Below are 20,106 nucleotides of genomic sequence, written 5' to 3'. Positions count from 1 at the left end.
GCACCTCACCTGACATGCGCACCTCACCTGACATGCGCACCTCTTTCCCGGGCGCCACGGCGGTGTCCGAGGTCAGTATCTACGATTGGCCGGGGTTGGACGGCGCAGCCGGCGGGTCTCCGCATATGCACACGGCATCGACGGAGGCCTATGTAGTGCAGCAGGGGACAGGCCGCTTGGAAACCCTGGATTCGCGCGGCTTTACCTCTACTCCGCTCGCGCCCGGGACTGTTGTCTGGTTCACGCCCGGCACTATCCACCGCGCCATCAACGACAGTGGCGACCTCAGGGTCCTCGTGGTGATGCAGAATGCCGGGCTGCCCGAGAATGGGGACGCCGTCCTGACTTTCGCTGCCGAGCACTTGGTGGACGTCGACGCGTACTCTCGCGCCGCAACCTTGGTGTTCAAAGACGCCGACGCCGGTGACGCTGCAGCTGAGGCGGCTGCGCGCCGTCGTCGGGATCTGGCGTTGGAGGGGTATCTGGAGCTGAAGGCCGCGGTGTTGGAGTCGGGAGTCTCGGCGCTCGCGGAATTCCATGCGGCAGCGGCGGGTTTGGTGAGCGCCAGGACGGAGGGCTGGCGGGACCTTCTCAGCGGGGGAGCGGAACGGCAGGCAGCCGTGACGGGGCAGCAGTTGGATTCTCTCGGGTCGTTGGAAAGTTTCTACTTGCAGGAGGCGAGGACTACGATGGGCGAACGGAAATCCCGCAGGATCTATGGCATGTGCGGCCGGATCCAAGCGTGGGAAGTTTCCGAAACTGTCGTCGCTGGGACGTAAATTCCGGCTGGAAGGTGGGGACCGTGGTGACCAAGCAGGATTCAGGGCGTGCAACGATCAGCGAGATTGCGCGGGAGGCTGGCGTCTCCGTGCCCACGGTTTCCAAGGTCCTCAACGGCCACGCGCACGTCGCCGCGGCCACCCGCGCCAAAGTTGAAGAGATCATCGCCAAGCGCGACTACGCCCGCAGGCCTGCCAAGCGCAGCAAAAAGGCCGGCCTCATTGACCTGGTGTTCCCCGGCATGGGCTCCGAGTGGGCGTGCGAGATCATCGAGGGCGTGGAACGCGTGGCTCAGGAAGCCGGTTACGGCACCGTGGTCAGCAGCCTGTCGCTGGACGGTTCGCGGATCCGCCCGTGGCTGGCGAACCTAGCAGAGCGCAAGTCCGACGGCGTGCTGCTGGCTGTTTACGAACTGGACTCCAAGCAGATCCAGCGCATTAAATCGCTTGGCATCCCCGTGATCCTGATCGATCCAGTGGGGCAGCCGGGACCGGACCTCATGACGGTTGGCGCCGCCAACTGGGACGGTGCTTTCTCGGCAACCGAGCATCTGCTGAAGCTTGGCCACACCCGGATCGGCATGATTGGAGGCCGTGAGGATTTGCAGTGCAGCAGTGCCCGCGAGGACGGGTATTTGGCGGCGTTGCGGCGAGGTGGGGTTGAGGCTGATTCTGCGCTCATGGTTCCGGGTGACTTCTCCACCGAGTCCGGCGCCCGGGGGACTGAAGCTCTCATGGCACTTCCCGAGCGACCGACGGCCATCTTCACCGGTAACGACGCACAGGCCCTCGGTGCCTACCGCGCAGCCCGATCCGCTGGGTTGCGCATTCCGGAGGACCTCTCCATTATCGGCTTCGACGACATTCCCGCTGCCGAGTGGATCGAGCCCGGCCTCACCACCATCCGCCAGCCAGTGGTCCAGATGGCCGAGACTGCCATGCGCGCACTCCTCCGTCACCTTGAAGGGGACGAGGAGTTGCCGCAGAGGATCGAACTGGGAACGGAGCTGGTGGTGAGGGGCTCGACGGCGGCCCCGGCTTCCTAGCGCTCTTTCCTAGCCCCGGCCGCCGTCGGGCGCTCCGTCCGCACGATGACGGCCCTGTCCGCCTTTGCGATTGCCGTTGGGTGAGTCCTCGTCCATGGCGTTTGAGCCTTCGCTGATGGAGGAGTGAACCTGGATGTCGTCGTCCTTCTCTCCGGGTTCGGGGACATGCCCGTCGTCGACGGGATCGGAGGTACCGGCGAGGTCTTCCATTGCGTTTTCGGTGGCCTTGGGGATGCTGTCTTCTACGCCCATCAGATGACTCCTTTGTACTAACTGTCCGGATGGCGGATCTCGGATTGTGTTAGTAAGCATACTTACTTTTCGGGTTGCGTGAAACCCTTGCCTTAGTTGACAAATGGCACATTCGGACTCACGTATCCGCAGGTCAGGCCGTTCCGTGCAGCACTTTGTACCGTTGATCGTTGGGCGATAAGGTATTGCCAGACCGTTTTGCAGAGGGCGGCAATATTCGCTCCTTTGCTGTCTGCTGGGGACGCATTTCAGTCAGTAGGAACGTGCATGGTCAACCCCCGCCCTGAGCAGGAAGCTCTCCAGAATGGATACTTTTTGGATCTCGTCCTGGGCAGCGAAGACGTCGAGGCTTTTCTCGGCGATCTGGCGGCTTTCTCCGCCGAAAGCCTCTCGCACACAGAAGCACCCGTCTTCTGTGGCATCACCGTATTGCGTCGCAAGAAGTCGGCCACCGCAGCCAGCAGCGACGATCGCGCCAGAGCAATGGACGAGCTTCAAAACGACTTTGATGGCCCTTGCCTCACGGCCATGGACAAGCTCACGCCGGTGATGGTGCCAGACCTTCTTCAGGAACACCGCTGGCCCGACTATGTGCAGGCTGCCTCGCATTCAGGGCTGCGATCCATCCTGAGCGTCCCGCTTTTGGTGGAAGGCGATACGCGTGCGGCGTTGAACCTTTACTCCGAGCAGCCGGACGCGTTCAGCGAAGCGGACGTAGAGCGGGCTGAAGTGTTCGCATCGCACGCCTCAAAGTCGTTGCGGCTCGCGCTGAAGATCGCGCAGCTCAGCGATGCCCGGAACGACCTCGCAGCGGCTATGCAGTCCCGCACGGTGATCGATCTTGCGGTCGGGGCCATCATGGCTCAGAACCACTGCAGCCAGGACGAGGCCTTCACCATCCTTCGTACCGCGTCCAGTAACCGCAACATCAAGCTGCGGCACCTGGCCAAGTCGATCATCTCCGCAGTTTCATCAGGGAAGATCACCACGCACTTCGAGGAGTAGCCGCTCCGATGTTTGCCGCCGTCGGGGGACTTAAGACTCTGACGCGCCGCTCCTTGCCGGGGGATAGTGGAGGCCGGGAGCACGGACGCGCCCGCTGGTCTGAAGGAGTAGCCATGATGTATTGGGACGGGAACATGGGCGTCTGGGGATACGCACTCATGGCTGTGAGTTTCATACTGTTTTGGGGAGTGATCATCGCTGCGATCGTCTTTCTTGCCCGGTCCATGGGTGCCGGCAGCCGGAGGTACGCTGGCGGGCCGCACCGTACGGGCGGAGCGGAGGAGCTTCTCGCGGAAAGGTTTGCCCGCGGTGAGATCGACGATACTGAATACAACGCCCGCCTGAATGCCCTGCGGCGGAGCCACTTCGGATAAGCCCTAGGTCCCTACCCGGCATCGATGGGTGGTCCAAAGCTAGGGCGGCGTCCGCCCTGTTACCCGGTGTGGTGACTCGGGTTCGTGACCCGAGGCAACCATGGAGCAGACTTGGACGGGTGACCGCCAACAAACCTCGTCCCGGCCTCGCAATTGCTGCGCTGAGCCTCGGGACGGCGCTGAACCCGCTGAACTCGTCCATGATCGCCGTGGCGCTGGTGGTGTTGCGGGAGCATTTCGAGCTCGACGTCGCCACCGTCACCTGGGTGATCACCTCGTTCTATCTCGCGTCCGCCGCTGGCCAGCCCCTGATGGGCCGGCTCGCAGATCGTTTCGGTCCGCGACGCCTGTTCATGTTCGGTATGGCCTTAGTGGCGGTCACATGCGCGATCGCGCCGTTCCTGCCCAACTTCGCCTTGGTCTGTGTGGCCCGCGCGCTCATGGCTGTAGGGACCGCGACGGCGTACCCGTCCGCCGTCGTGATGGTCACCGAGCTGAGCCGGCTGGCCAATTTGCCGTCCACGCGGCCGTTGGGCCGGATCCAGATGGCGAACACCTCGGCGGCGGCTGTTGGGCCCGTGGTGGGAGGGCTCTTGGTGAGCCTGGTCGGGTGGCAGGCGCTCTTCGCGATCAATGTGCCCATCGCCTTGCTGGCCATGATCGTGGTCTACAAAGTGGCGCCTGTGGATTCCGGGCGTGAGACCGGCAGGCTCGGCCAACTGATCCGCGATTCGGACATCCCCGGCATACTGGCGTTCGTCACCTCACTAATGCTTGCCATGATGGCGCTGCTCAACGTGCTGCCCGGCTACCGCTGGTATCTGTTGGGTGCTGCCACTGTGATCGGCGCGCTGTTCGCTTGGCGCGAGCTGCGCTTCCAACCGCCGTTTCTGGACCTCCGTCTGCTGGGCAGGAACCGGCCGCTGCTGCTGGTCTACCTGCTGTTCGTCGTGTTCAGCGGCGTCTATTACTTTGCGTTCTTCGGCCTTCCGCAATTGCTGCAGGAGGCGGGGCATTACGACGCCGGCGTGGTGGGCCTGCTCATGCTGCCCCTCGCGGCGTTGTCGGTTGTGGTGACGCCACTAACCGTGCGGTTCATTGAGCGGTTCGGCGTGCGTCCCGTCCTGATCACCGGGGTGCTGATCCTGACTATTGCGGCCGGCACTCTCGGGTTCCTGACCATGACTCTGTGGGCGCCGCTGGTGTTCGTGCTGACGGCGTTGATGGGTGTGCCGTACGGGGTGGTCAGCACAGCGTCTAACCAAGGCCTCTACGTTTCTGCCCGTCCCGAAGAAAGGGGAGTGGCCGCCGGTATCTTCCAGACCTGCCGCTACCTCGGAGCCATCACCGCGACCGTACTGATTGGCGTGCTCTACGGCCCGGGCGTGAACCAGGCGAACTGGGGGACCATGGTCCTGGTGATGCTTGGCCTCAGTGTTGTAGTGCTGGTGCTTGCGGTGATGTGGCGGAAGCCAGCGGTTTAGGGGTTTAGCGGGATCAGCAGTCCCACCGCGCCAGCAATGGAGAGTGCTGCGCGTACGTGATTTGCCGGAACCCAGCCCCGCAAGAACTGGCTCCAATCGTGGATGGCGCCCTGAGGCAAGCGGTTGTTGAGCGGCGGATCTTGGACCTTCTCCTGCTGCAGTTGGTGCGCATCAACGCAGACCGCGCCGAATCCGGCAATCCGAGTTGGGCCGCTGGAACCCGCGATCCTATCGTTACCCGGGCACTCGCGGCCCTGCACCAGGAACCGGCGGCGCCATGGACCGTGGCTGAATTGGCACTGAGGTGCCACGTCTCAAGGGCGACCATGGCCGCCCGCTTCCGTGCCGCCGTCGGGCAGTCACCCATGGCTTACCTGACCACGCGGCGACTGGCGCTGGCCGCGGACAGATTGGCGTCCAGCACCGTCACCACTGCCGTGATTGCCGAGGAAGTCGGCTACAGCAACGCCTTCACGTTCAGCGCTGCGTTTTCGCGCGAGTACGGGGTCAGCCCGAGTGGGTACCGCAGGTCCGCGTCCTTCCCTCCCGGGGTAAGCGCCGTCAAGCCATAGAACTGCTCCTTGACCAAATTACTGAGTGCGCTCATAATTGAGTTAAGTCAGTAATTATCCAAGGAGCGTTCCATGAAAGCCTTCGTCCTCACCCAATACAAGCAACCGTTGCAGCAGATCGACGTCCCGGAGCCCGTGCTCGGGGATCATGACGTACTGGTCCAAGTGAAAGCCGCCGGACTGAACCAGCTCGACGAGAAGATCAGGCTGGGGGAGTTCAAGCAGGTCCTCCCCTACAAGCTGCCGCAGGTTCTTGGTCATGATGTGGCCGGTACCGTTGTGCAGATCGGGGAGAAGGTGCGGTCCTTCAAACCCGGCGACGAGGTGTTTGCACGCCCCGGAAATGACAGCATCGGGACGTTCGCGGAGCGAGTCGCTGTCGCCGAGGAAGACCTGGCCATCAAGCCGGCAACCATCAGTATGGAAGAGGCCGGCTCGCTTCCGCTGGTGGCGCTGACCGCGTGGCAGGCACTTGTTGAGCGGGGCTCCGTGGGCCCGGGCCAGAAAGTACTCATCCACGCGGGCGCCGGGGGAGTGGGCTCCATCGCTATCCAGCTCGCTAAGTACCTCGGGGCCACGGTAGCTACTACGGTCAGTGCCGGGAACAGGGGCTTTGTTCGGGAACTCGGAGCGGATGTGGTGATCGACTACCGGTCCGAGGACTTCACGGAGATCCTTCACGACTACGACCTGGTCCTTGACAGCCTCGGGGGCGAGAACCTGGAGCGCTCCTTGAAGGTCCTGAAGAAGGGTGGCCGGGCCATTGGCATCGCAGGGCCGCCGGATGCCGGCTTCGCACGCCAGCTGGGCGGAAACCCAGTTCTGCTCGGGTTGATGACCCTGCTCAGCTCGCGGATCCGCCGCCAAGCCCGCCGGTTGGGAGTCACGTACGAGTTCCTCTTCATGCAGGCCAACGGCAAGCAGTTGCGCGAGATCGCAGCACTCATCGACGCCGGAGACATCAAGCCAATAGTGGGACGGGTCATTCCGTTCGATCAGACCTCCGACGTTCTGGCAGCCCTTGATAAGGGCGGCGTCCGCGGCAAGACCGTTGTTAGCCATCTCTAACCACTCAAACCGACAGGACGAACATCATGAGCAGTGAACAGCAAAACCAAAGCAGCTACTTCCAGGTGCCCGCTAAAACCGTGACGGCTAACGGCGTCAGCTACGCATACCGTGAAATGGGGCCCAAGGGCGGAATCCCAGTAGTCTTCCTGATTCATCTCGCCGGGACCATGGACAATTGGGACCCGCGCATCATCGATCCCATCACCGAGAAACATCACGTGATCACGTTCAGCAACCGCGGCGTGGGCGCCTCAACGGGAACCGTTCCGGACAGCATCGAAAGCATGGCCGACGACGCCGTGAGCTTCATCAACGCCCTCGGGTATCAGAAGGTGGATCTCTTCGGTTTCTCACTCGGTGGCATGATCGCCCAGTCGCTGGTAGTGAAGCATCCCGGGCTTGTCCGCAAACTTGTCCTGGCTGGTACCGGTCCTGCTGGCGGGGAGGGCATCCAGAAAATCATCGGTATCACTTACTACGACATGCTCAGGGCTACCCTCACCCGGCAGGACCCCAAGGAGTTCCTGTTCTTCAACCGGAACACCGCCGGCAAGCCCGCTGCGAGGGCGTTCATTAATCGGCTCAAGGAACGCACCACCAACCGCGAGGCGCCCATCAAGCTCCAGGCGTTCCAGACCCAACTGAAGGCCATCAGGCGGTGGGGGCTGTCGCCGTCGGCCGATCTGGGAGTCATCACCCAGCCGACGCTGATCGCCAACGGCGATAACGACCGCATGGTGCCCTCCAAGCTTTCCGGCGACATGCACCGAAGGATTCCGGGCAGCGAGCTGGTCATCTACCCCGATTCAGGGCACGGCGGCATCTTCCAATTCCATGACAGGTTTGTCCCAGTAGCCCTCGAATTTCTTGGCCGCTGATTTGGCGGACCGCTGGTACGGTAGCTGAATGCAGCCTGCGCCCCAGACACTTGGCCGACGTGAGCGGAATAAGCAGGAGAAGCTTGACCGCATCACCGCGGCCGCACGAGAACTTTTCACCCAATACGGAGTGGATGAGGTCACCACCCAGCAGGTGGCTGAAAAGGCCGACGTCGGATCGGGAACCTTGTTCCTCTACGCCAAGACCAAGGCGGAGCTGCTGCTGCTGGTACACAACATGAAATACGCTGAGGCGCTCGCCTCGGGCGTTGAGGCCGCTTCCACGGAGAAGGCTGTTCTCGACGCAGTGATGGCCATCATCAGTCCCATCATTGAGTGCAACCGAGTCCAGATCGAGAACGGCCGAACCTACCTGAAGGAAATCGTCTTCGGGGATCCCGCCGAGCCGCACCATGCAGAAGCGCTGTCTCTCACCATTCGCACAGAAGAAGCCATCGCCGAGATCCTTGGCCGGGACGATCAGCTGGTTGCCCGCGATCCGGCGAAGCTGGCGCGGATTATTTCATCGATCATGTTCGTCAGCATGTCGTCGTCGGCCACCATGGGATTCACAGACGCCCAGGTTGGCGACGAGATCCGGGATCAGATCTGCGTGCTCCTGGGCGCCTGACGTTTGACGGGCCTTAGCGGTTGAGGAACGCCTCGTGTTGGCGGTGCGCTTCGGCGACCTGCTCGCGGATGGTCTCAACGTCCTTGGCCTTGTTCCTGTATTTCAAAGGCATCTGCACGATCTGGGCTTCTTCCGCAGTCAGGGCCCGGTAGATGCGCTCACGCTCGTTGGCGTCGGCCGTGTAGTCGAGGTCGAGGTAGTTGACGGCGTGACGGCGGGCGTTGTTGATAGCAGTCTGGGCCTTGCCCGCGGGGCTTATCAGTGAGAGCACCACGGTGATGATCAGGACGCCGATGATGACGCTCAGCGAAAGGCCCGTGGTGATTTCGATGACGTTGACGTGCTCGCCGTCGTTGATGAACGGCAAGTTGTTCTCGTGCAGGGCGTGCAGGATCAGCTTGACGCCGATGAAGGCGAGGATGGCAGCCAAGCCGTAGGAGAGGTAGATGAGGCGGTCCAGCAGGCCGTCGATCAGGAAGTAGAGCTGGCGCAGGCCCATCAGTGAGAACGCTGTGGCTGTGAAGACGATGAAGACGTTCTGGGTCAGGCCGAAGATCGCCGGAATGGAGTCCAGGGCGAACAGGATGTCCGTGCCGCCGATGGCCACCATTACCAGCAGCATGGGAGTAAGGGCCCTCTTGCCGTTGACCATGGTGAAGAGTTTGTCGCCGTCGTACTTATCCGTGGTGTGGAAGAGCTTCTTGGCCATGCGGATGATGAAGTTGTTAGCCTGACCGTCCCCGTGGTCGCCGGGCTTGAGGAGGTTGCCGGCCGTCAGGAGCAGGATGAGGCCGAAGATGTAGAACACCCACGCGAACGAATTGATGAGTGCTGCGCCCAGAAAAATGAAGCCGGTCCTGGCGATCAGCGAGAATACGATGCCGAAGAGAAGGACCTTCTGCTGATCTTCACGAGGGACCCTGAAGCTCGCCATGATGATCAGGAACACAAAGAGGTTGTCCACCGAGAGGGCCTTCTCCGTGATGTAGCCGGCGAAGTACTCCGAACCCATTTGGCCGCCGCCGAATATCAGGACCAGGACTCCGAAGAGCACGGCTAACCCTACGTATATGGAGGACCAGATGGCTGCTTCTTTGAGCGACGGGACGTGCGCCTTCCGAATGTGGAAGAAGTAGTCGAAGGCGAGCAGCGCCAGAATAACGACGATGGTGATGCCCCAAATGAGGGGAGAGACAGTCATATGATCCTGCTTTCGTGAGGTGCGGCGTGGTACTCACCGAGGGTCAGAACTTCTGGGATCAAATTTACCGGCTTCCCTGTGGCTGGTGATAACTGTGTGGCGTTCTGCAGCTTGGGAAAGTACTTTCCTAGGCTGGCGTCACTGAACATCCTAGGATTCCTGAGCCCGCTTGTGGCTACGGTGCTGGGGTTCGTGTTCCTGGGGGAGGCGTTGTCGGGGCGGCAATTGGTGGGGGCGGTGCTGGTGCTGGGGGCGGTGTTTTTGGTGCAGCGGCCGGGGGCTGATGTGGGAGCAAGTCTTCGGTCAAAGGCGGAGACACTCAGGTGACTGCAAGAGGGTAATGCTCGACGACCCCACTGGCGTTTGTATATGCGTTGGGATCCGGGCCGACAGGCGGGCGAATCTTGAGCTTGTCCCTAATCCGTTCTCAAAGGACTGACGTCCCAAAGGACTGAATGTTATTCACAAGTGGCAAGAGAATTCGCCCTATAATCTTTGTTTTTTGTCGCACCTACCCAATACCCTGGCGCAGTGAATACATTCATTGGGGGGACCGCAGGAGCTAGCCTGCCGGAGGGGTTATACGAGCTTCTCCACACGACGGGCGTCGCAGCCGACCTCGAACTGGTGCCGGGGCTGCAAGCGTCAGTTATCAACGTCGACGAGAACGATACTCCGGACGTACTGTCCCGTCACGTCGCCGATGCCGTCCGAAGCGCACTCATAGCCGCAAGGCCAGAAGAACGAGTTGCCTTGGCAAACCGACTCCTGGCCGAGATCCAGACAGACAATCAGATCACGCCAGGCCCTCAGCAGCTGCTTTCGCTGCACCGGCCGGATGCCTTGAAGCGGCGACAGCTTCGACGCCCCAGCACCAAGCTCAGCGATTCGGCACTTCTTACAAATAATAAGGACGAGCCGAATCTGGCTGCCGAGCTCCGAACTGAAATCGAGTCAGCCAACACTGTAGATCTCCTCTGCGCTTTCGTGCGCTGGACCGGACTGCGGCTTCTGGAGCCAGCCCTGGAGCAACTTCGTGAGCGTGGCGTGAAGTTTAGAGTCATCACCACTACGTACATGGGAGCCACTGAACGTCGGGCCATCGATGAACTCGTGCGCCGTTACGACGCCGAAGTGAAAATCAGCTATGAAACACAGGCAACGCGCCTTCATGCAAAGGCTTGGCTTTTCAGGCGGGAAACCGGCTTTGACACTGCGTACGTGGGCAGTTCCAATCTTAGCCAGGCAGCACTTCTGGACGGTCTCGAGTGGAATGTGCGACTTAGTTCTGTGGCGACGCCCGACCTGCTCAAGAAATTTGAGGTCACTTTCGATAGTTACTGGGAACAGCGTGCATTCCAGAGTTACGATCCTGATCGTGACGGCGATAAGCTCGACGCCGCCCTCGAACGAAGTGGGGGCAAACGAACCTCGGCGCCCGACGCTGTCACAGGGCTTGAAATGGTGCCATTCCTTCATCAAGAGGAAATGCTTGAAGATCTTGAAGCTGAGCGTTCAAAGGGCTTCACAAAGAATCTTCTCGTGGCCGCGACTGGGACCGGAAAGACGGTCATCGCTGCTCTTGACTATCAACGCCTTTGCGAAGCCGCTGGAAGGTCGTTGACACTGCTGTTCGTGGCCCACCGACAGGAGATTCTGAAGCAGTCGCTCCGCACGTATCGGAATGTCATTCAGGACGGTGCCTTCGGCGAACTTTATGTAGGAGAGCACAAACCGAGCCACTGGAATCACGTGTTCGCCTCGGTACAGTCACTTGCGTCCCTCGGCGTCGAGACGCTTGAATCGGACCAGTTCGACGTGGTTGTCATCGACGAGTTCCACCACGCCATGGCGCCCACATACCGCAAACTACTTGAGTATCTTCAACCTCAGCAGCTTGTGGGGCTTACGGCTACCCCGGAACGGGGGGACGGCGGCAACGTAGCCAACGAGTACTTCGGCGGTCGCACTGCCAGCGAGCTTCGTCTTTGGGATGCGTTGGATGCCGACCTCTTAGTACCGTTTCACTACTTTGGCGTATCTGACGACGTAGATCTCAGCCAGGTGGAATGGAAACGCGGCAATTACGACACCGGTCAACTGGATCGCTTGTACACGGGCAATGATGTCCGGGCCGCTAAGGTCATCCGCGAGCTCCGAGACAAAGTAACTGGAACCGAACACATGCGAGCCCTTGGCTTCTGCGTTTCGGTCCAACATGCCCACTACATGGCAAAGGTATTCAACGCTGCCGGCATTCCGTCAGTAGCCGTGGACGGTGGCACTGACGAGGCGGAACGTGCACGCTCTCTCGAACAGCTTCGTAACCGTGAAATCAACTGCATTTTTGCTGTGGATCTGTTCAATGAAGGCCTGGATATCCCGCAGGTGGACACCATTCTGATGCTGCGGCCCACCCAGAGCGCCACAATCTTCTTGCAGCAACTGGGACGCGGCTTGCGCCGAGCGGACGATAAGGCTGTTCTCACTGTCCTGGATTTCATTGGCCAACAGCGCCGTGAATTCCGGTTCGATCTCCGTTATCGGGCTCTGACAGGGTACGGGCGGACGGATCTGAAGAAAGCGGTCGAGGACGAGTTTCCGTTCCTTCCGTCGGGCTCACAAATCGTGCTCGATAGGGTGGCGCAGAAGGTGGTCCTGGATAACATCAAGGCGCAGCTGCGTTTCAACCGCGCGCAGTTGGTTAGGGACATAGCCTCCTATGCGGAAACCGAGTTGGCTGCGTATCTGCGAGAATCGGGCAGCGACCTGAAGTCCATCTACCGGTCAACCTGGGACTCGTGGACGAGCTACCTCCGCCAAGCGCAATTGATTGAGGGCTTCTCGGGTCTTGAGTCCGTGCTCAAGGGAACCCACCACGACCGTTCGCATACGGAGGAGAAGAAGCTCCTGGGTCGTATGGCTGCCTTCATCCACGTCGATGATCCCGAGCGGGCTGCGGCTTACACCATGCTTGTAGGCGCGGATGCACCCCGCTACGCGGACTTGGGGCCACGGGAACAGACATTCGCGCGGATGTTGTTCTACACCCTTTGGGACGACGGAGGCGGTTTCAAGACGTACGACGACGGGCTCGACCACCTGCGGAGCCATCCGTTTGTGTGCAGCGAGATCCGGCAGATTGTCAGCCTGGGCGTGGCGGCATCGAAGCACACCCCGAAGGGGCTCGGCGTTGGGCTCCAACACATTCCGCTACTCTCGCATGCCACATACCGGCGCGAGGAAATTCTTGCCGCGCTGGAGTATGGCTCGCTCGAGCGCGGAAGGAACGTGCAGCACCGCGAGGGTGTGGCGTGGAGTGCAGCAACGGCGACCGACGCTTTCTTCGTCACCTTGAATAAGGACCAGCGGAAGCACTCAGCTACGACTATGTACAAGGACTATGCAATCAGTCCCGAGTTGTTCCACTGGGAGTCGCAGAACAATACCTCAGCTACTAGCCCAGTTGGTCAGCGATATCTGAACCGACGAACGCACGCCTCCCAGATAGTGCTGTTCACCCGCGATACGGCTGAGGACGACACTGGCCTAACCGTTCCATACATATGCCTGGGACAGCTTGACTACGTCCAACATTCCGGGGACAAGCCGCTAGCGATCACTTGGAGGTTGCAACGCCCTATGCCCGCAGATGTATTTGGGGTGGCGGCGGCTGCGCAGTAGATAAACACTCGGAGTGGCTCTGTCGATTCGAACCCCCGCAGCTTCCCCGCTTCTTTGTTACTGAAGCCACCCATGCCTATATACCCGCGTACGCAAGAATTTCTTGGACTGAAGACGTTACGCTTCGTGGACGACATCGTAGGGGGGAACGATTGTGAAAATGACTACTGCACGTAAACTCCGCATTTTGAACATTGCATCCACATTCCTGTTGTTGACCGTTGTGATCCTGCAATCCACTCAAGTGATCAGCGGGTTCTGGAGCATGGCACTTATCGTGCTCATCGGGGCCCCGACGACGGTCGCTTGGGTGATCCTTGAGCGGCGCCAGGGCGCCGAGAAGATGAGGGACGCGGCGTAGCTCGCACGTAGGACTGACGTTAGGTTCGCGTCGGCTAGTTGAAGCCCGCCAAGATCGCCGTTCTCGGGGGCCGTGCGCCGCAGTCTCCACAATTGCCCGTCACATATTGACTGTGACCCGCCTCACCGTCACAATAAATGAACGCTATTCATTTCATCTCACATCACATGGCCAGCGGCCTCTATCAAGCGCCCATGAGCCACCCCAGCACTTCAGGATCCCGGCGACCCCGTCGATCCGGTCGCCGCTACGAAGTTCTGCAGCGTCGCAGCTTCCAAGCACACAACAGTATGACCACCAAGGATTCCCAATGACCCCCACGTTCGAAACTGATACACCGGCAGGCGAGAAGCCTGTGGGGCCAGCCTCCGCCCAGGCGCCTTCCCAAAGTTGGCGCCGTGTCCTCGGCGTTCCATCACTGGTCTTGCTGGGCTTGGTCTACATGGTGCCGCTGACCATCTTCAGCACCTACGGCATCGTCGTGGAGCTAACTGGTGGGCGGCTCTCCGCTGCCTATGCCGTGACCCTGGTGGTCATGCTGTTCACGGCCCGTTCGTATGGCCGGATGTCGCAGGCGTTCCCGTTCGGTGGATCCGCCTATACGTATGCGACTCGCTCCTTCGGGCCAGGCCTTGGCTTCATGGCTGGTTGGTCGCTTCTGCTGGATTACCTGCTGCTGCCGATGATCAACTACCTACTCATCGGCATCTACATGGAAGCCGCATTCCCGGCGATTCCGGCGTGGGTGTTCATGGTCGTCTCGATTTTGGCTGTGACCGTGCTGAACATCCTCGGCATTACTGCGATTGCGAAGGCCAACTTTGTGGTGGTGGGTCTCCAGGCGCTCTTCATCGTGTTGTTTGTGGCTCTGGGACTTTCCTCCATCACGGGAACCGGCAATGTTGACCTACTGGCGCCCTTCACCGGCGTCGAAGGTGCCGAAGGACTTTCGCCCGTCTTCGCCGGCTCCGCAATTCTCTGCCTCTCCTATTTGGGGTTCGACGCCGTCTCAACCTTCGCGGAGGAAACCAAGGATCCCAAACGGAATCTGCCCCGCGCCATCATGATCACCACAATCCTGGCCGGCATGATTTTCCTGGGACTCGCGTACATCAGCCACTTGGTTCTCCCCGTCAGCACCTTCAACGACGTGGACTCGGCGGCCATCGAGGTCATTGGCGCAGCGGGCGGTGAGTTGCTGGTTGCCTTCTTCACGGCCGCCTACATTGCCGGCAGTCTCGGATCTGCATTGACCTCCCAAGCTTCGGTCTCGCGGATCATTCATTCGATGGGCCGCAGCGGCGTGTTCCCGGCAGCGTTGGGGCGGCTCCACGCCCGCTTCAGCACCCCCGTGTTGCCCATCCTGCTGACCTCCGCGGTGTCGCTGCTGGCTTTCGTGTTGGATCTGCTGACGATTTCCTCGCTGATCAGCTTCGGTGCCCTGGTCGCGTTCTCCGTGGTCAACCTGGCCGTGATCAAGCACTACTTCTTCGACCAGAAGGTCCGCGGCGCCCGTGGCGTGATCCACAACCTTGTGCTTCCGGGCATTGGATTTGTGCTTACGATCTGGCTGTGGACCAGCCTCAGTGGCCTGTCGTTCACCTTCGGGTTGATCTGGGCAGGCGCGGGATTGGCCTACCTGGCATTCTTGACGCGAGGGTTCCGCAAACCTGCGCCGCAGCTGGACCTGAAGGAGGCGTAGTTTCCTGAGCGGAAGCTCAGAGGATCTTCGCCAGCCGGGTGCATTCCTCCCACAGCCTCTTCCGGGCGGCCGGGTCAGAACCCATGCCCGGCGTCGGCAGTTGCTTGCGCTTTGCCCAGAGCTTGCCGGACACCGCCGCAGTCTCCGGTGAGGTGGCCAGCCAGACGGGCGTATCGGCCGCTTCCTCGGCAGGCTTGCCCAAGGTGTTCGTCAGCCAGCGGAATGGTCCGCCAACGTCCTGCAGCAGCCCCGTGTTCTTAACCAGGCCCGGGTGCACGGCATTCACCACGACGTTCGACCCGCGAAGGCGCTCCGCGAACTCCTGCGTCAACAGAACCCGGCCGAGCATTGTTGGTGGGGTAGCGCGCGTATAGCTGTACTTGCGATTGGCGGTCTGGAGGTCTTCGAAGTCGATCTTGGTAACCGACGGTCCACCCGAATACTTCGACGCGATGTTGACCACCCGCGAAGTCCAGGCATCGTCGGCACCTGCACCGCCTTTCAGCGAGTCCAAGAGCAAATTGGTGAGCAGGAAATAGCCCATCACGTTGGTGGCAAACGTGACTTCAAGGCCGTCCGGGGTCACTTGGCGTTCCTTGCGGAACACGCCGGCAGCGTTGACGAGCACGTTGAGCTTTTGGTGACGGGAATGGAAGTCCTCAATGGCCCACCGGATTGAGGCCTGGCTTGAGAGATCGCAGGCCAGCGGCTCCAGCGCTGCGTTGGGGACCACAGCATGGATGTCGCGGATTGAGTCTTCTGCCCGCGCTTCAGAACGGCCAAGCACGACGACGGTCCCTCCTTCGCGGGCCAGCGCAGTAGCGATGGCCTTGCCAAGGCCGCCAGTAGCACCGGTCACGAGGGAAACCCGCCCATTCATTGATGCCATAGCAGGATCACAGCACTTCCTGACACTTTTGGCGAGGGCTTTTGCTTGAAGAATTCCCTATTTCTTGGGCAGCTTTGCCTTGGGTTCCTTCGGTGCTTTCGGCGGCAGTTTCGCCACGTTCTCTAAGGCCTTGGCCACCCATTCCGCAGTTTGCTCGGCGTCGTCCTGCCAGGACTGGGGAAGACCGACGTAACCGCCCATGGGGCGCTCTTCCGGGCCGAAGGGTTGCGTTTGGTGATTGGCCTCCAGCTCCTGCTGGTCGGCCACGGAGAGCTTGACGCCGATGGTGGGGCCAAACAAGCCGGCGAACATGTTGCCGTTGACGAAAGCGCCGAGGTTCCCGAACATCGGCTTGACCACCACGTCTGGACTTTCGGGAACGGCCGAGCGGAAGCGTTCCTTGTCCGCCTCTGAAGGCTTTGGCATTTGCATGGAATCGTCCTCCTGGGAGCGTTTGCCTGAGTGTGGAATTAGTGTTCACGGGCTGGAGATTCGGTCAGCGACATATCTGGCATCCAAGCCCACGCCACCGACTATGGCTGAATAATGCCGGGTTAGCCAAGGGAGCCCGACGACGTACAAACCCGGAATCCCGGTGACACCGCGCGTGTGCTTGGGGTAGCCCCATTCATCGACAAGTGGCATGTCGACGAACCCGAAGTCGAGCTTGAAGCCGGTTGCCCACAAAACGGATGTGATGTCCGAATCGACGAGGTTCAGCTCAACCTGATCGAGGGGGAGCCAACTATCTGGCGGCGGGGGAGGCTGCTCCGGCGCGTCGATCCCTGCCGCCGCGATGTAAGCATCAATTGCTTTTCCCGAGCGTTGGGCGAAGACCGACTCGACTGCCGCGAGGCGGTCGGGGAGGTCGTCACTAAAGGTGATGTCGCCGTCGTCGATTGTCTCCAGGTGGCCGTGCAGGTGCATGCCGCGCCGGCCGAGTTCTCGGAGGTGAATGGCGTGGCCGCGGTCGATACCAGAGAGCAGCGGGTTGGGCGCGAAGCGCAGTGCGGGGGAGGGGAGCGCCTCGGTGGTGAGGGCGTTGACGCCGTAGTCTGGGCCGTGTTTGCCGGTTTCGAGCATCCAATAGATGAGGTCTTGGCCTCGGTATCGGCGGGGCGCTTCGGGGACGATTGAGACTGAGAGGTGGATGTCGCGGCCGGTGGCGTGGAGTTCCTCGGCGATCTGGCCCCCTGACTGACCCGTTCCGACGATCAACACCGCACCGTCCGGCAGCTGCTCCGGATTGCGGTAATCATTGGTATGCAGTTGGGTCATGCCTGCAGGGAGCTTGGCGGCCAGGGCCGGGATCTTGGGAACCTGGTAGGCACCCGTTGCCAGGACAACGCTTCGTGCACGCAGGCTCCCGAGCGACGTTTCAAGGTGGAAGCCGCCATCCGGTGCCGCGGATAGTCGGGTGACGTCGACACCCGTGTGGACCGGAGCGGAGATCAGCTCCGCGTACTGCCTGAAGAGGTTCACCACAGCGTCGCGGGAGATGAAAGCGTCCCGGTCGTCGCCGTCGTACGGCATCCCAGGGAGGTCCAGCGAAAGGTTCGGGGTGTTCATGTAGAAGCCGTCCCAGCGGTCCTGGAAAGCGCCGCCGAGTGAATCGCGTCGATCCAAGATCAGATGCTCGACGCCGAGTTGCGTCAGCCAGTAGCTCGTCGTCAGGCCGGCTTGGCCTGCGCCGATGATGACCGTATCCGGGGTCGGTCCCATGGGTGCACTTTACGCTTGGGGGTGCTTTCAGAACAGGCAACAGCGGAGTGGGATCCGGGACGTATTCAGAGGCGCTTTGTGCTCTCAAGACGGACGTCGATCAACATCCGATGGATAAATATTTCCCAGCACTAGCTATCTGCTCAGATGTATGTAGACTTGACGGTGTTGTTGTGTTTGGCATTTGGTAGTTCAGGCAGTCCCCACGATCCTTCCGGATCGTGACCTTCTGAAGTAACGGTGGAGAACACCCCACACCCGGAGACCCGAAAGTCGGGACAATCTCCACCTTCAGTAAGGACTGAAAAAAATGGCTACAGGTACCGTAAAATGGTTCAACTCCGAAAAGGGCTTCGGCTTCATCTCTCCTGAAGATGGCAGCCAGGACGTTTTCGCTCACTACTCTGCGATCAACTCCTCGGGCTACCGCTCCCTCGAAGAGAACCAGAAGGTTTCCTTCGACGTCGAGCAGGGCCCCAAGGGTCCCCAGGCAGTAAACATCCAGGCTATCTAGTCTTCGGATAACTAAGAAGCAGGGCCGGTCACTGACCGGCCCTGCTTTTTTGTCTGCACTCGCAGGGTGCTTGGGGGCTAGATGAACTTTGACATGCGTGACCATACCGCGATGGAAATGAGCGCCACCAGGACCAGGGCGCCATACAGCATCCCCAGGCCAAACGTCGTCTCCACAGGAAGCGGTGGGCGGGGGTTGAATCCGCCCCAATAGTTGAATACACCTTCACCGGCGGCCGTGAGGATGTTCCGGGGATCATATGACCAGGTGAACGGCATCAGCATGAGCAGCCCTCCAGCGGCCAAGCTCGGTATGAGCATGCTCCTGGCCACGAGCCCAATAAAGAGCCCCAAGAGACCAAAAAGCACTGCTACACCCGCGCTGAATGCAACCTGCACAGCCGGATTGCCCACGCCTGAGTCATCCACGGCATACTCAAAATCTCTGCTGAGGTCGGGCAGGAACAGGGCTTTCAGGAGGGGTGCCGCTCCGAAGCTCAGAAGGGCGGCAAGCATGGTCGCACCGAATGAAACCAGAACCACTGCGGCAGCCTTCGCAGCGATATAGGGCCCCGGGCCCTCTATGACAATCCGATCCTTCAAAATGCGTTGCCGAATGTCACTTACAGCTGTTCCACACCCGTAGACGAAGAAGAGCAGCGGGATCACCAGGAAAGTGATCATCTCCAGACCGGTGCCGACGGCATACGGTGCTTCGAGAGCGCGGTAGGCGAAATACGCAGCCTCGTAGTCAAAACGCACAGGATTGTCCAGCATCCGTTGGCCGCCTTGGACTACAACATTGCTCGGATGTCCCATGGCGTCCGCCAATGTCACTCCGCTACCCAATGCCTGGGCCTCTGTAACCTGTAGCCTGGCCAATCTGGCGGTCACGTTGCTGATGCTCCCGGTGAACGCGAAAAGAAGTGAAACCGTCAGGCCGCCGACAGCAAGGAAGACTGACCTGCCCCACAATTGATAACGCACTTCTGTTCGCAAAGAACGCATATACCTATTCATCAGATTCTTGTTTCGAATTTAACTGACGGTGGACCTTCCCCTGCCGGATAGTGAATTCAGAGGAGACCAAATCTTGGTAAGACGAATCTTCATGATCAGATATGATGACGCATTTCTTAGCCGCAACGGATTCTAACGACCTACGAAGTGCACGACGTCCGGCTGCATCGAGTCCAGATGCAGGCTCATCGAGCAGAATGCATGGTCTTGCGGTCGCAAACGCAGCTGCCAATTTGAGTTTTCTTCTTTGCCCTAATGAATAGGAGGATGATCTCCTACGCAGTAGATCATCGCTGATGAACTGCTTGACTACAGGCACCGCCGACACTTCTTTGGGAGAAATATCCAAGAGAATGCTGAGATTTTGCAGTCCCGTCAGTCGTCCATGAACCTCGGAGTCATCAAACGCTGCAGCTATTTGACCATCCGGATCGGTGTCCAACCAGCGAACATTTCCATTGAATCGTTCGAGGCCGGCAAGGCACTTGAACAGCGTGGTCTTCCCGTGGCCGTTGTCGCCACGGACAACAAAAATCCCCGCGGAAGGGATGCTGAATGTGACATTATCGATGATCTTCCTGTGACCGTAGCTCTTGGAGAGATTCGTGATGTGCAACATTAATCCTCATCAATGACAGGGGGTCGGCCAGAGCTGACCGACCCCTGACGGCTCATGCTTTGGACGCTACTGCTGCCAAGCTGACCAGGCGCCATCGCCATATACAGCAGCCCCTTGGATGACCGTGGCATGGTAAATATTTACGTTTCCCCAAGGTGTAGCAGAACCTACGCCAGCATCTGTTAGGGCGCGGTAGGAATGCTCCCAGTCACTCGTGTAGCTACGGTTAATTCCCAGGGCTTGTACCGTGTTGAATCCGAAGGCGCCTACACGTGGGAACTTCCCGTGCTCGAAACTGACTTA

General features: G+C 60.2%; 21 protein-coding genes. 14 read left to right on the top strand and 7 right to left on the bottom strand.

Features of this window, described 5'->3' with window-relative positions; translation table 11 throughout:
• The first annotated feature begins 32 nt into the window (after positions 1-32).
• Both AC1RJY_RS01720 and AC1RJY_RS01715 read left to right on the top strand, forming a co-directional pair.
• A complete protein-coding gene (locus tag AC1RJY_RS01720) occupies positions 33-779 on the top strand; it encodes a cupin domain-containing protein (RefSeq protein ID WP_498601246.1) in 747 nt (248 codons plus the stop codon).
• A gap of 23 nt (positions 780-802) precedes the next feature.
• Entirely contained in the window at positions 803-1,825 is a 1,023-nt protein-coding gene (locus AC1RJY_RS01715; protein WP_498601077.1) for a LacI family DNA-binding transcriptional regulator, read from the top strand.
• A 9-nt stretch (positions 1,826-1,834) separates the two neighbouring features.
• Here AC1RJY_RS01715 and AC1RJY_RS01710 read toward each other — a convergent pair whose 3' ends face one another.
• Positions 1,835-2,077, bottom strand: coding sequence for a hypothetical protein (locus tag AC1RJY_RS01710; RefSeq protein ID WP_498601075.1), 243 nt, complete (start codon positions 2,075-2,077; stop codon positions 1,835-1,837).
• A gap of 267 nt (positions 2,078-2,344) precedes the next feature.
• Between AC1RJY_RS01710 and AC1RJY_RS01705 the strand changes: the two genes are divergently transcribed.
• The 7 genes from AC1RJY_RS01705 to AC1RJY_RS01675 all read left to right on the top strand — a co-directional run bounded on the left by AC1RJY_RS01705 (position 2,345) and on the right by AC1RJY_RS01675 (position 8,092).
• Entirely contained in the window at positions 2,345-3,082 is a 738-nt protein-coding gene (locus AC1RJY_RS01705; RefSeq protein WP_498601074.1) for a GAF and ANTAR domain-containing protein, read from the top strand.
• A gap of 113 nt (positions 3,083-3,195) precedes the next feature.
• Positions 3,196-3,456, top strand: a complete 261-nt coding sequence (locus AC1RJY_RS01700; protein ID WP_498601072.1) for an SHOCT domain-containing protein — start codon at positions 3,196-3,198, stop codon at positions 3,454-3,456.
• Positions 3,457-3,575: 119 nt separating this feature from the next.
• Entirely contained in the window at positions 3,576-4,940 is a 1,365-nt protein-coding gene (locus tag AC1RJY_RS01695) for an MFS transporter (protein ID WP_498601071.1), read from the top strand.
• Between the two features lie 98 nt (positions 4,941-5,038).
• Positions 5,039-5,512, top strand: a complete 474-nt coding sequence (locus tag AC1RJY_RS01690; protein ID WP_498601069.1) for a helix-turn-helix domain-containing protein — start codon at positions 5,039-5,041, stop codon at positions 5,510-5,512.
• Positions 5,513-5,584: 72 nt separating this feature from the next.
• Positions 5,585-6,580 (top strand): NADP-dependent oxidoreductase, encoded by a 996-nt coding sequence (locus AC1RJY_RS01685; protein WP_498601068.1) that lies wholly within the window; start codon positions 5,585-5,587, stop codon positions 6,578-6,580.
• Positions 6,581-6,606: 26 nt separating this feature from the next.
• Positions 6,607-7,461, top strand: a complete 855-nt coding sequence (locus AC1RJY_RS01680) for an alpha/beta fold hydrolase (RefSeq protein WP_498601067.1) — start codon at positions 6,607-6,609, stop codon at positions 7,459-7,461.
• A gap of 28 nt (positions 7,462-7,489) precedes the next feature.
• The gene (locus AC1RJY_RS01675; RefSeq protein WP_498601066.1) at positions 7,490-8,092 is read left to right on the top strand and encodes a TetR/AcrR family transcriptional regulator; all 603 of its coding nucleotides are present in this window, start codon (positions 7,490-7,492) and stop codon (positions 8,090-8,092) included.
• Between the two features lie 13 nt (positions 8,093-8,105).
• Here AC1RJY_RS01675 and AC1RJY_RS01670 read toward each other — a convergent pair whose 3' ends face one another.
• The gene (locus AC1RJY_RS01670; protein ID WP_011773886.1) at positions 8,106-9,293 is read right to left on the bottom strand and encodes a TerC/Alx family metal homeostasis membrane protein; all 1,188 of its coding nucleotides are present in this window, start codon (positions 9,291-9,293) and stop codon (positions 8,106-8,108) included.
• Between the two features lie 78 nt (positions 9,294-9,371).
• Here AC1RJY_RS01670 and AC1RJY_RS01665 point away from each other — a divergent pair, with 78 nt between their 5' ends.
• From AC1RJY_RS01665 to AC1RJY_RS01650, 4 genes are all read left to right on the top strand, one after another.
• Complete coding sequence (locus tag AC1RJY_RS01665) at positions 9,372-9,620, top strand: EamA family transporter (RefSeq protein WP_498601064.1); 249 nt, start codon at positions 9,372-9,374, stop codon at positions 9,618-9,620.
• 240 nt (positions 9,621-9,860) lie between these two features.
• Positions 9,861-12,977 (top strand): DEAD/DEAH box helicase, encoded by a 3,117-nt coding sequence (locus AC1RJY_RS01660; protein ID WP_498601244.1) that lies wholly within the window; start codon positions 9,861-9,863, stop codon positions 12,975-12,977.
• A 160-nt stretch (positions 12,978-13,137) separates the two neighbouring features.
• On the top strand, positions 13,138-13,338 hold the full coding sequence (locus AC1RJY_RS01655) for a hypothetical protein (protein WP_498601062.1): 201 nt from the start codon (positions 13,138-13,140) through the stop codon (positions 13,336-13,338).
• 310 nt (positions 13,339-13,648) lie between these two features.
• Positions 13,649-15,040: an APC family permease gene (locus AC1RJY_RS01650; RefSeq protein ID WP_498601061.1), complete on the top strand. Its 1,392-nt coding sequence runs from the start codon at positions 13,649-13,651 to the stop codon at positions 15,038-15,040.
• Between the two features lie 16 nt (positions 15,041-15,056).
• On the opposite strand, the gene AC1RJY_RS01645 is transcribed toward AC1RJY_RS01650, so the two are convergent.
• The 3 genes from AC1RJY_RS01645 to AC1RJY_RS01635 are packed head-to-tail and all read right to left on the bottom strand — an operon-like array spanning position 15,057 to position 17,651.
• Complete coding sequence (locus AC1RJY_RS01645) at positions 15,057-15,929, bottom strand: SDR family NAD(P)-dependent oxidoreductase (RefSeq protein ID WP_498601060.1); 873 nt, start codon at positions 15,927-15,929, stop codon at positions 15,057-15,059.
• Between the two features lie 57 nt (positions 15,930-15,986).
• A complete protein-coding gene (locus AC1RJY_RS01640) occupies positions 15,987-16,361 on the bottom strand; it encodes a TfoX/Sxy family protein (protein WP_011773902.1) in 375 nt (124 codons plus the stop codon).
• Positions 16,362-16,406: 45 nt separating this feature from the next.
• Positions 16,407-17,651 (bottom strand): flavin-containing monooxygenase, encoded by a 1,245-nt coding sequence (locus tag AC1RJY_RS01635; RefSeq protein ID WP_498601058.1) that lies wholly within the window; start codon positions 17,649-17,651, stop codon positions 16,407-16,409.
• Positions 17,652-17,961: 310 nt separating this feature from the next.
• On the opposite strand from AC1RJY_RS01635, the gene cspE reads away from it, so the two are divergent.
• Positions 17,962-18,165 carry a transcription antiterminator/RNA stability regulator CspE gene (cspE, locus tag AC1RJY_RS01630; RefSeq protein ID WP_011773907.1) on the top strand — a complete coding sequence of 68 codons (204 nt, stop codon included), beginning with the start codon at positions 17,962-17,964 and terminating at the stop codon, positions 18,163-18,165.
• A gap of 77 nt (positions 18,166-18,242) precedes the next feature.
• On the opposite strand, the gene AC1RJY_RS01625 is transcribed toward cspE, so the two are convergent.
• The gene (locus AC1RJY_RS01625; protein ID WP_498601057.1) at positions 18,243-19,151 is read right to left on the bottom strand and encodes a hypothetical protein; all 909 of its coding nucleotides are present in this window, start codon (positions 19,149-19,151) and stop codon (positions 18,243-18,245) included.
• A gap of 25 nt (positions 19,152-19,176) precedes the next feature.
• A complete protein-coding gene (locus tag AC1RJY_RS01620) occupies positions 19,177-19,803 on the bottom strand; it encodes an ABC transporter ATP-binding protein (protein WP_011773909.1) in 627 nt (208 codons plus the stop codon).
• Positions 19,804-20,106 lie beyond the last annotated feature (303 nt).

It is taken from the genome of Arthrobacter sp. GW822-FHT05G07, from assembly GCF_058799755.1.
The sequence above is the reverse complement of the archived record's forward strand: the minus strand, read 5'-3'. Positions and strand labels throughout refer to the sequence as shown.

Coding starts and splice junctions, on each gene's coding strand:
- AC1RJY_RS01720 (WP_498601246.1), top strand. CDS start 33: ATGCGCACCTCTTTCCCGGGCGCCACGGCGGTGTCCGAGGTCAGTATC.
- AC1RJY_RS01710 (WP_498601075.1), bottom strand. CDS start 2,077: ATGGGCGTAGAAGACAGCATCCCCAAGGCCACCGAAAACGCAATGGAA.
- AC1RJY_RS01705 (WP_498601074.1), top strand. CDS start 2,345: ATGGTCAACCCCCGCCCTGAGCAGGAAGCTCTCCAGAATGGATACTTT.
- AC1RJY_RS01700 (WP_498601072.1), top strand. CDS start 3,196: ATGATGTATTGGGACGGGAACATGGGCGTCTGGGGATACGCACTCATG.
- AC1RJY_RS01685 (WP_498601068.1), top strand. CDS start 5,585: ATGAAAGCCTTCGTCCTCACCCAATACAAGCAACCGTTGCAGCAGATC.
- AC1RJY_RS01680 (WP_498601067.1), top strand. CDS start 6,607: ATGAGCAGTGAACAGCAAAACCAAAGCAGCTACTTCCAGGTGCCCGCT.
- AC1RJY_RS01675 (WP_498601066.1), top strand. CDS start 7,490: ATGCAGCCTGCGCCCCAGACACTTGGCCGACGTGAGCGGAATAAGCAG.
- AC1RJY_RS01670 (WP_011773886.1), bottom strand. CDS start 9,293: ATGACTGTCTCTCCCCTCATTTGGGGCATCACCATCGTCGTTATTCTG.
- AC1RJY_RS01655 (WP_498601062.1), top strand. CDS start 13,138: ATGACTACTGCACGTAAACTCCGCATTTTGAACATTGCATCCACATTC.
- AC1RJY_RS01650 (WP_498601061.1), top strand. CDS start 13,649: ATGACCCCCACGTTCGAAACTGATACACCGGCAGGCGAGAAGCCTGTG.
- AC1RJY_RS01645 (WP_498601060.1), bottom strand. CDS start 15,929: ATGGCATCAATGAATGGGCGGGTTTCCCTCGTGACCGGTGCTACTGGC.
- AC1RJY_RS01640 (WP_011773902.1), bottom strand. CDS start 16,361: ATGCAAATGCCAAAGCCTTCAGAGGCGGACAAGGAACGCTTCCGCTCG.
- AC1RJY_RS01635 (WP_498601058.1), bottom strand. CDS start 17,651: ATGGGACCGACCCCGGATACGGTCATCATCGGCGCAGGCCAAGCCGGC.
- cspE (WP_011773907.1), top strand. CDS start 17,962: ATGGCTACAGGTACCGTAAAATGGTTCAACTCCGAAAAGGGCTTCGGC.
- AC1RJY_RS01620 (WP_011773909.1), bottom strand. CDS start 19,803: ATGTTGCACATCACGAATCTCTCCAAGAGCTACGGTCACAGGAAGATC.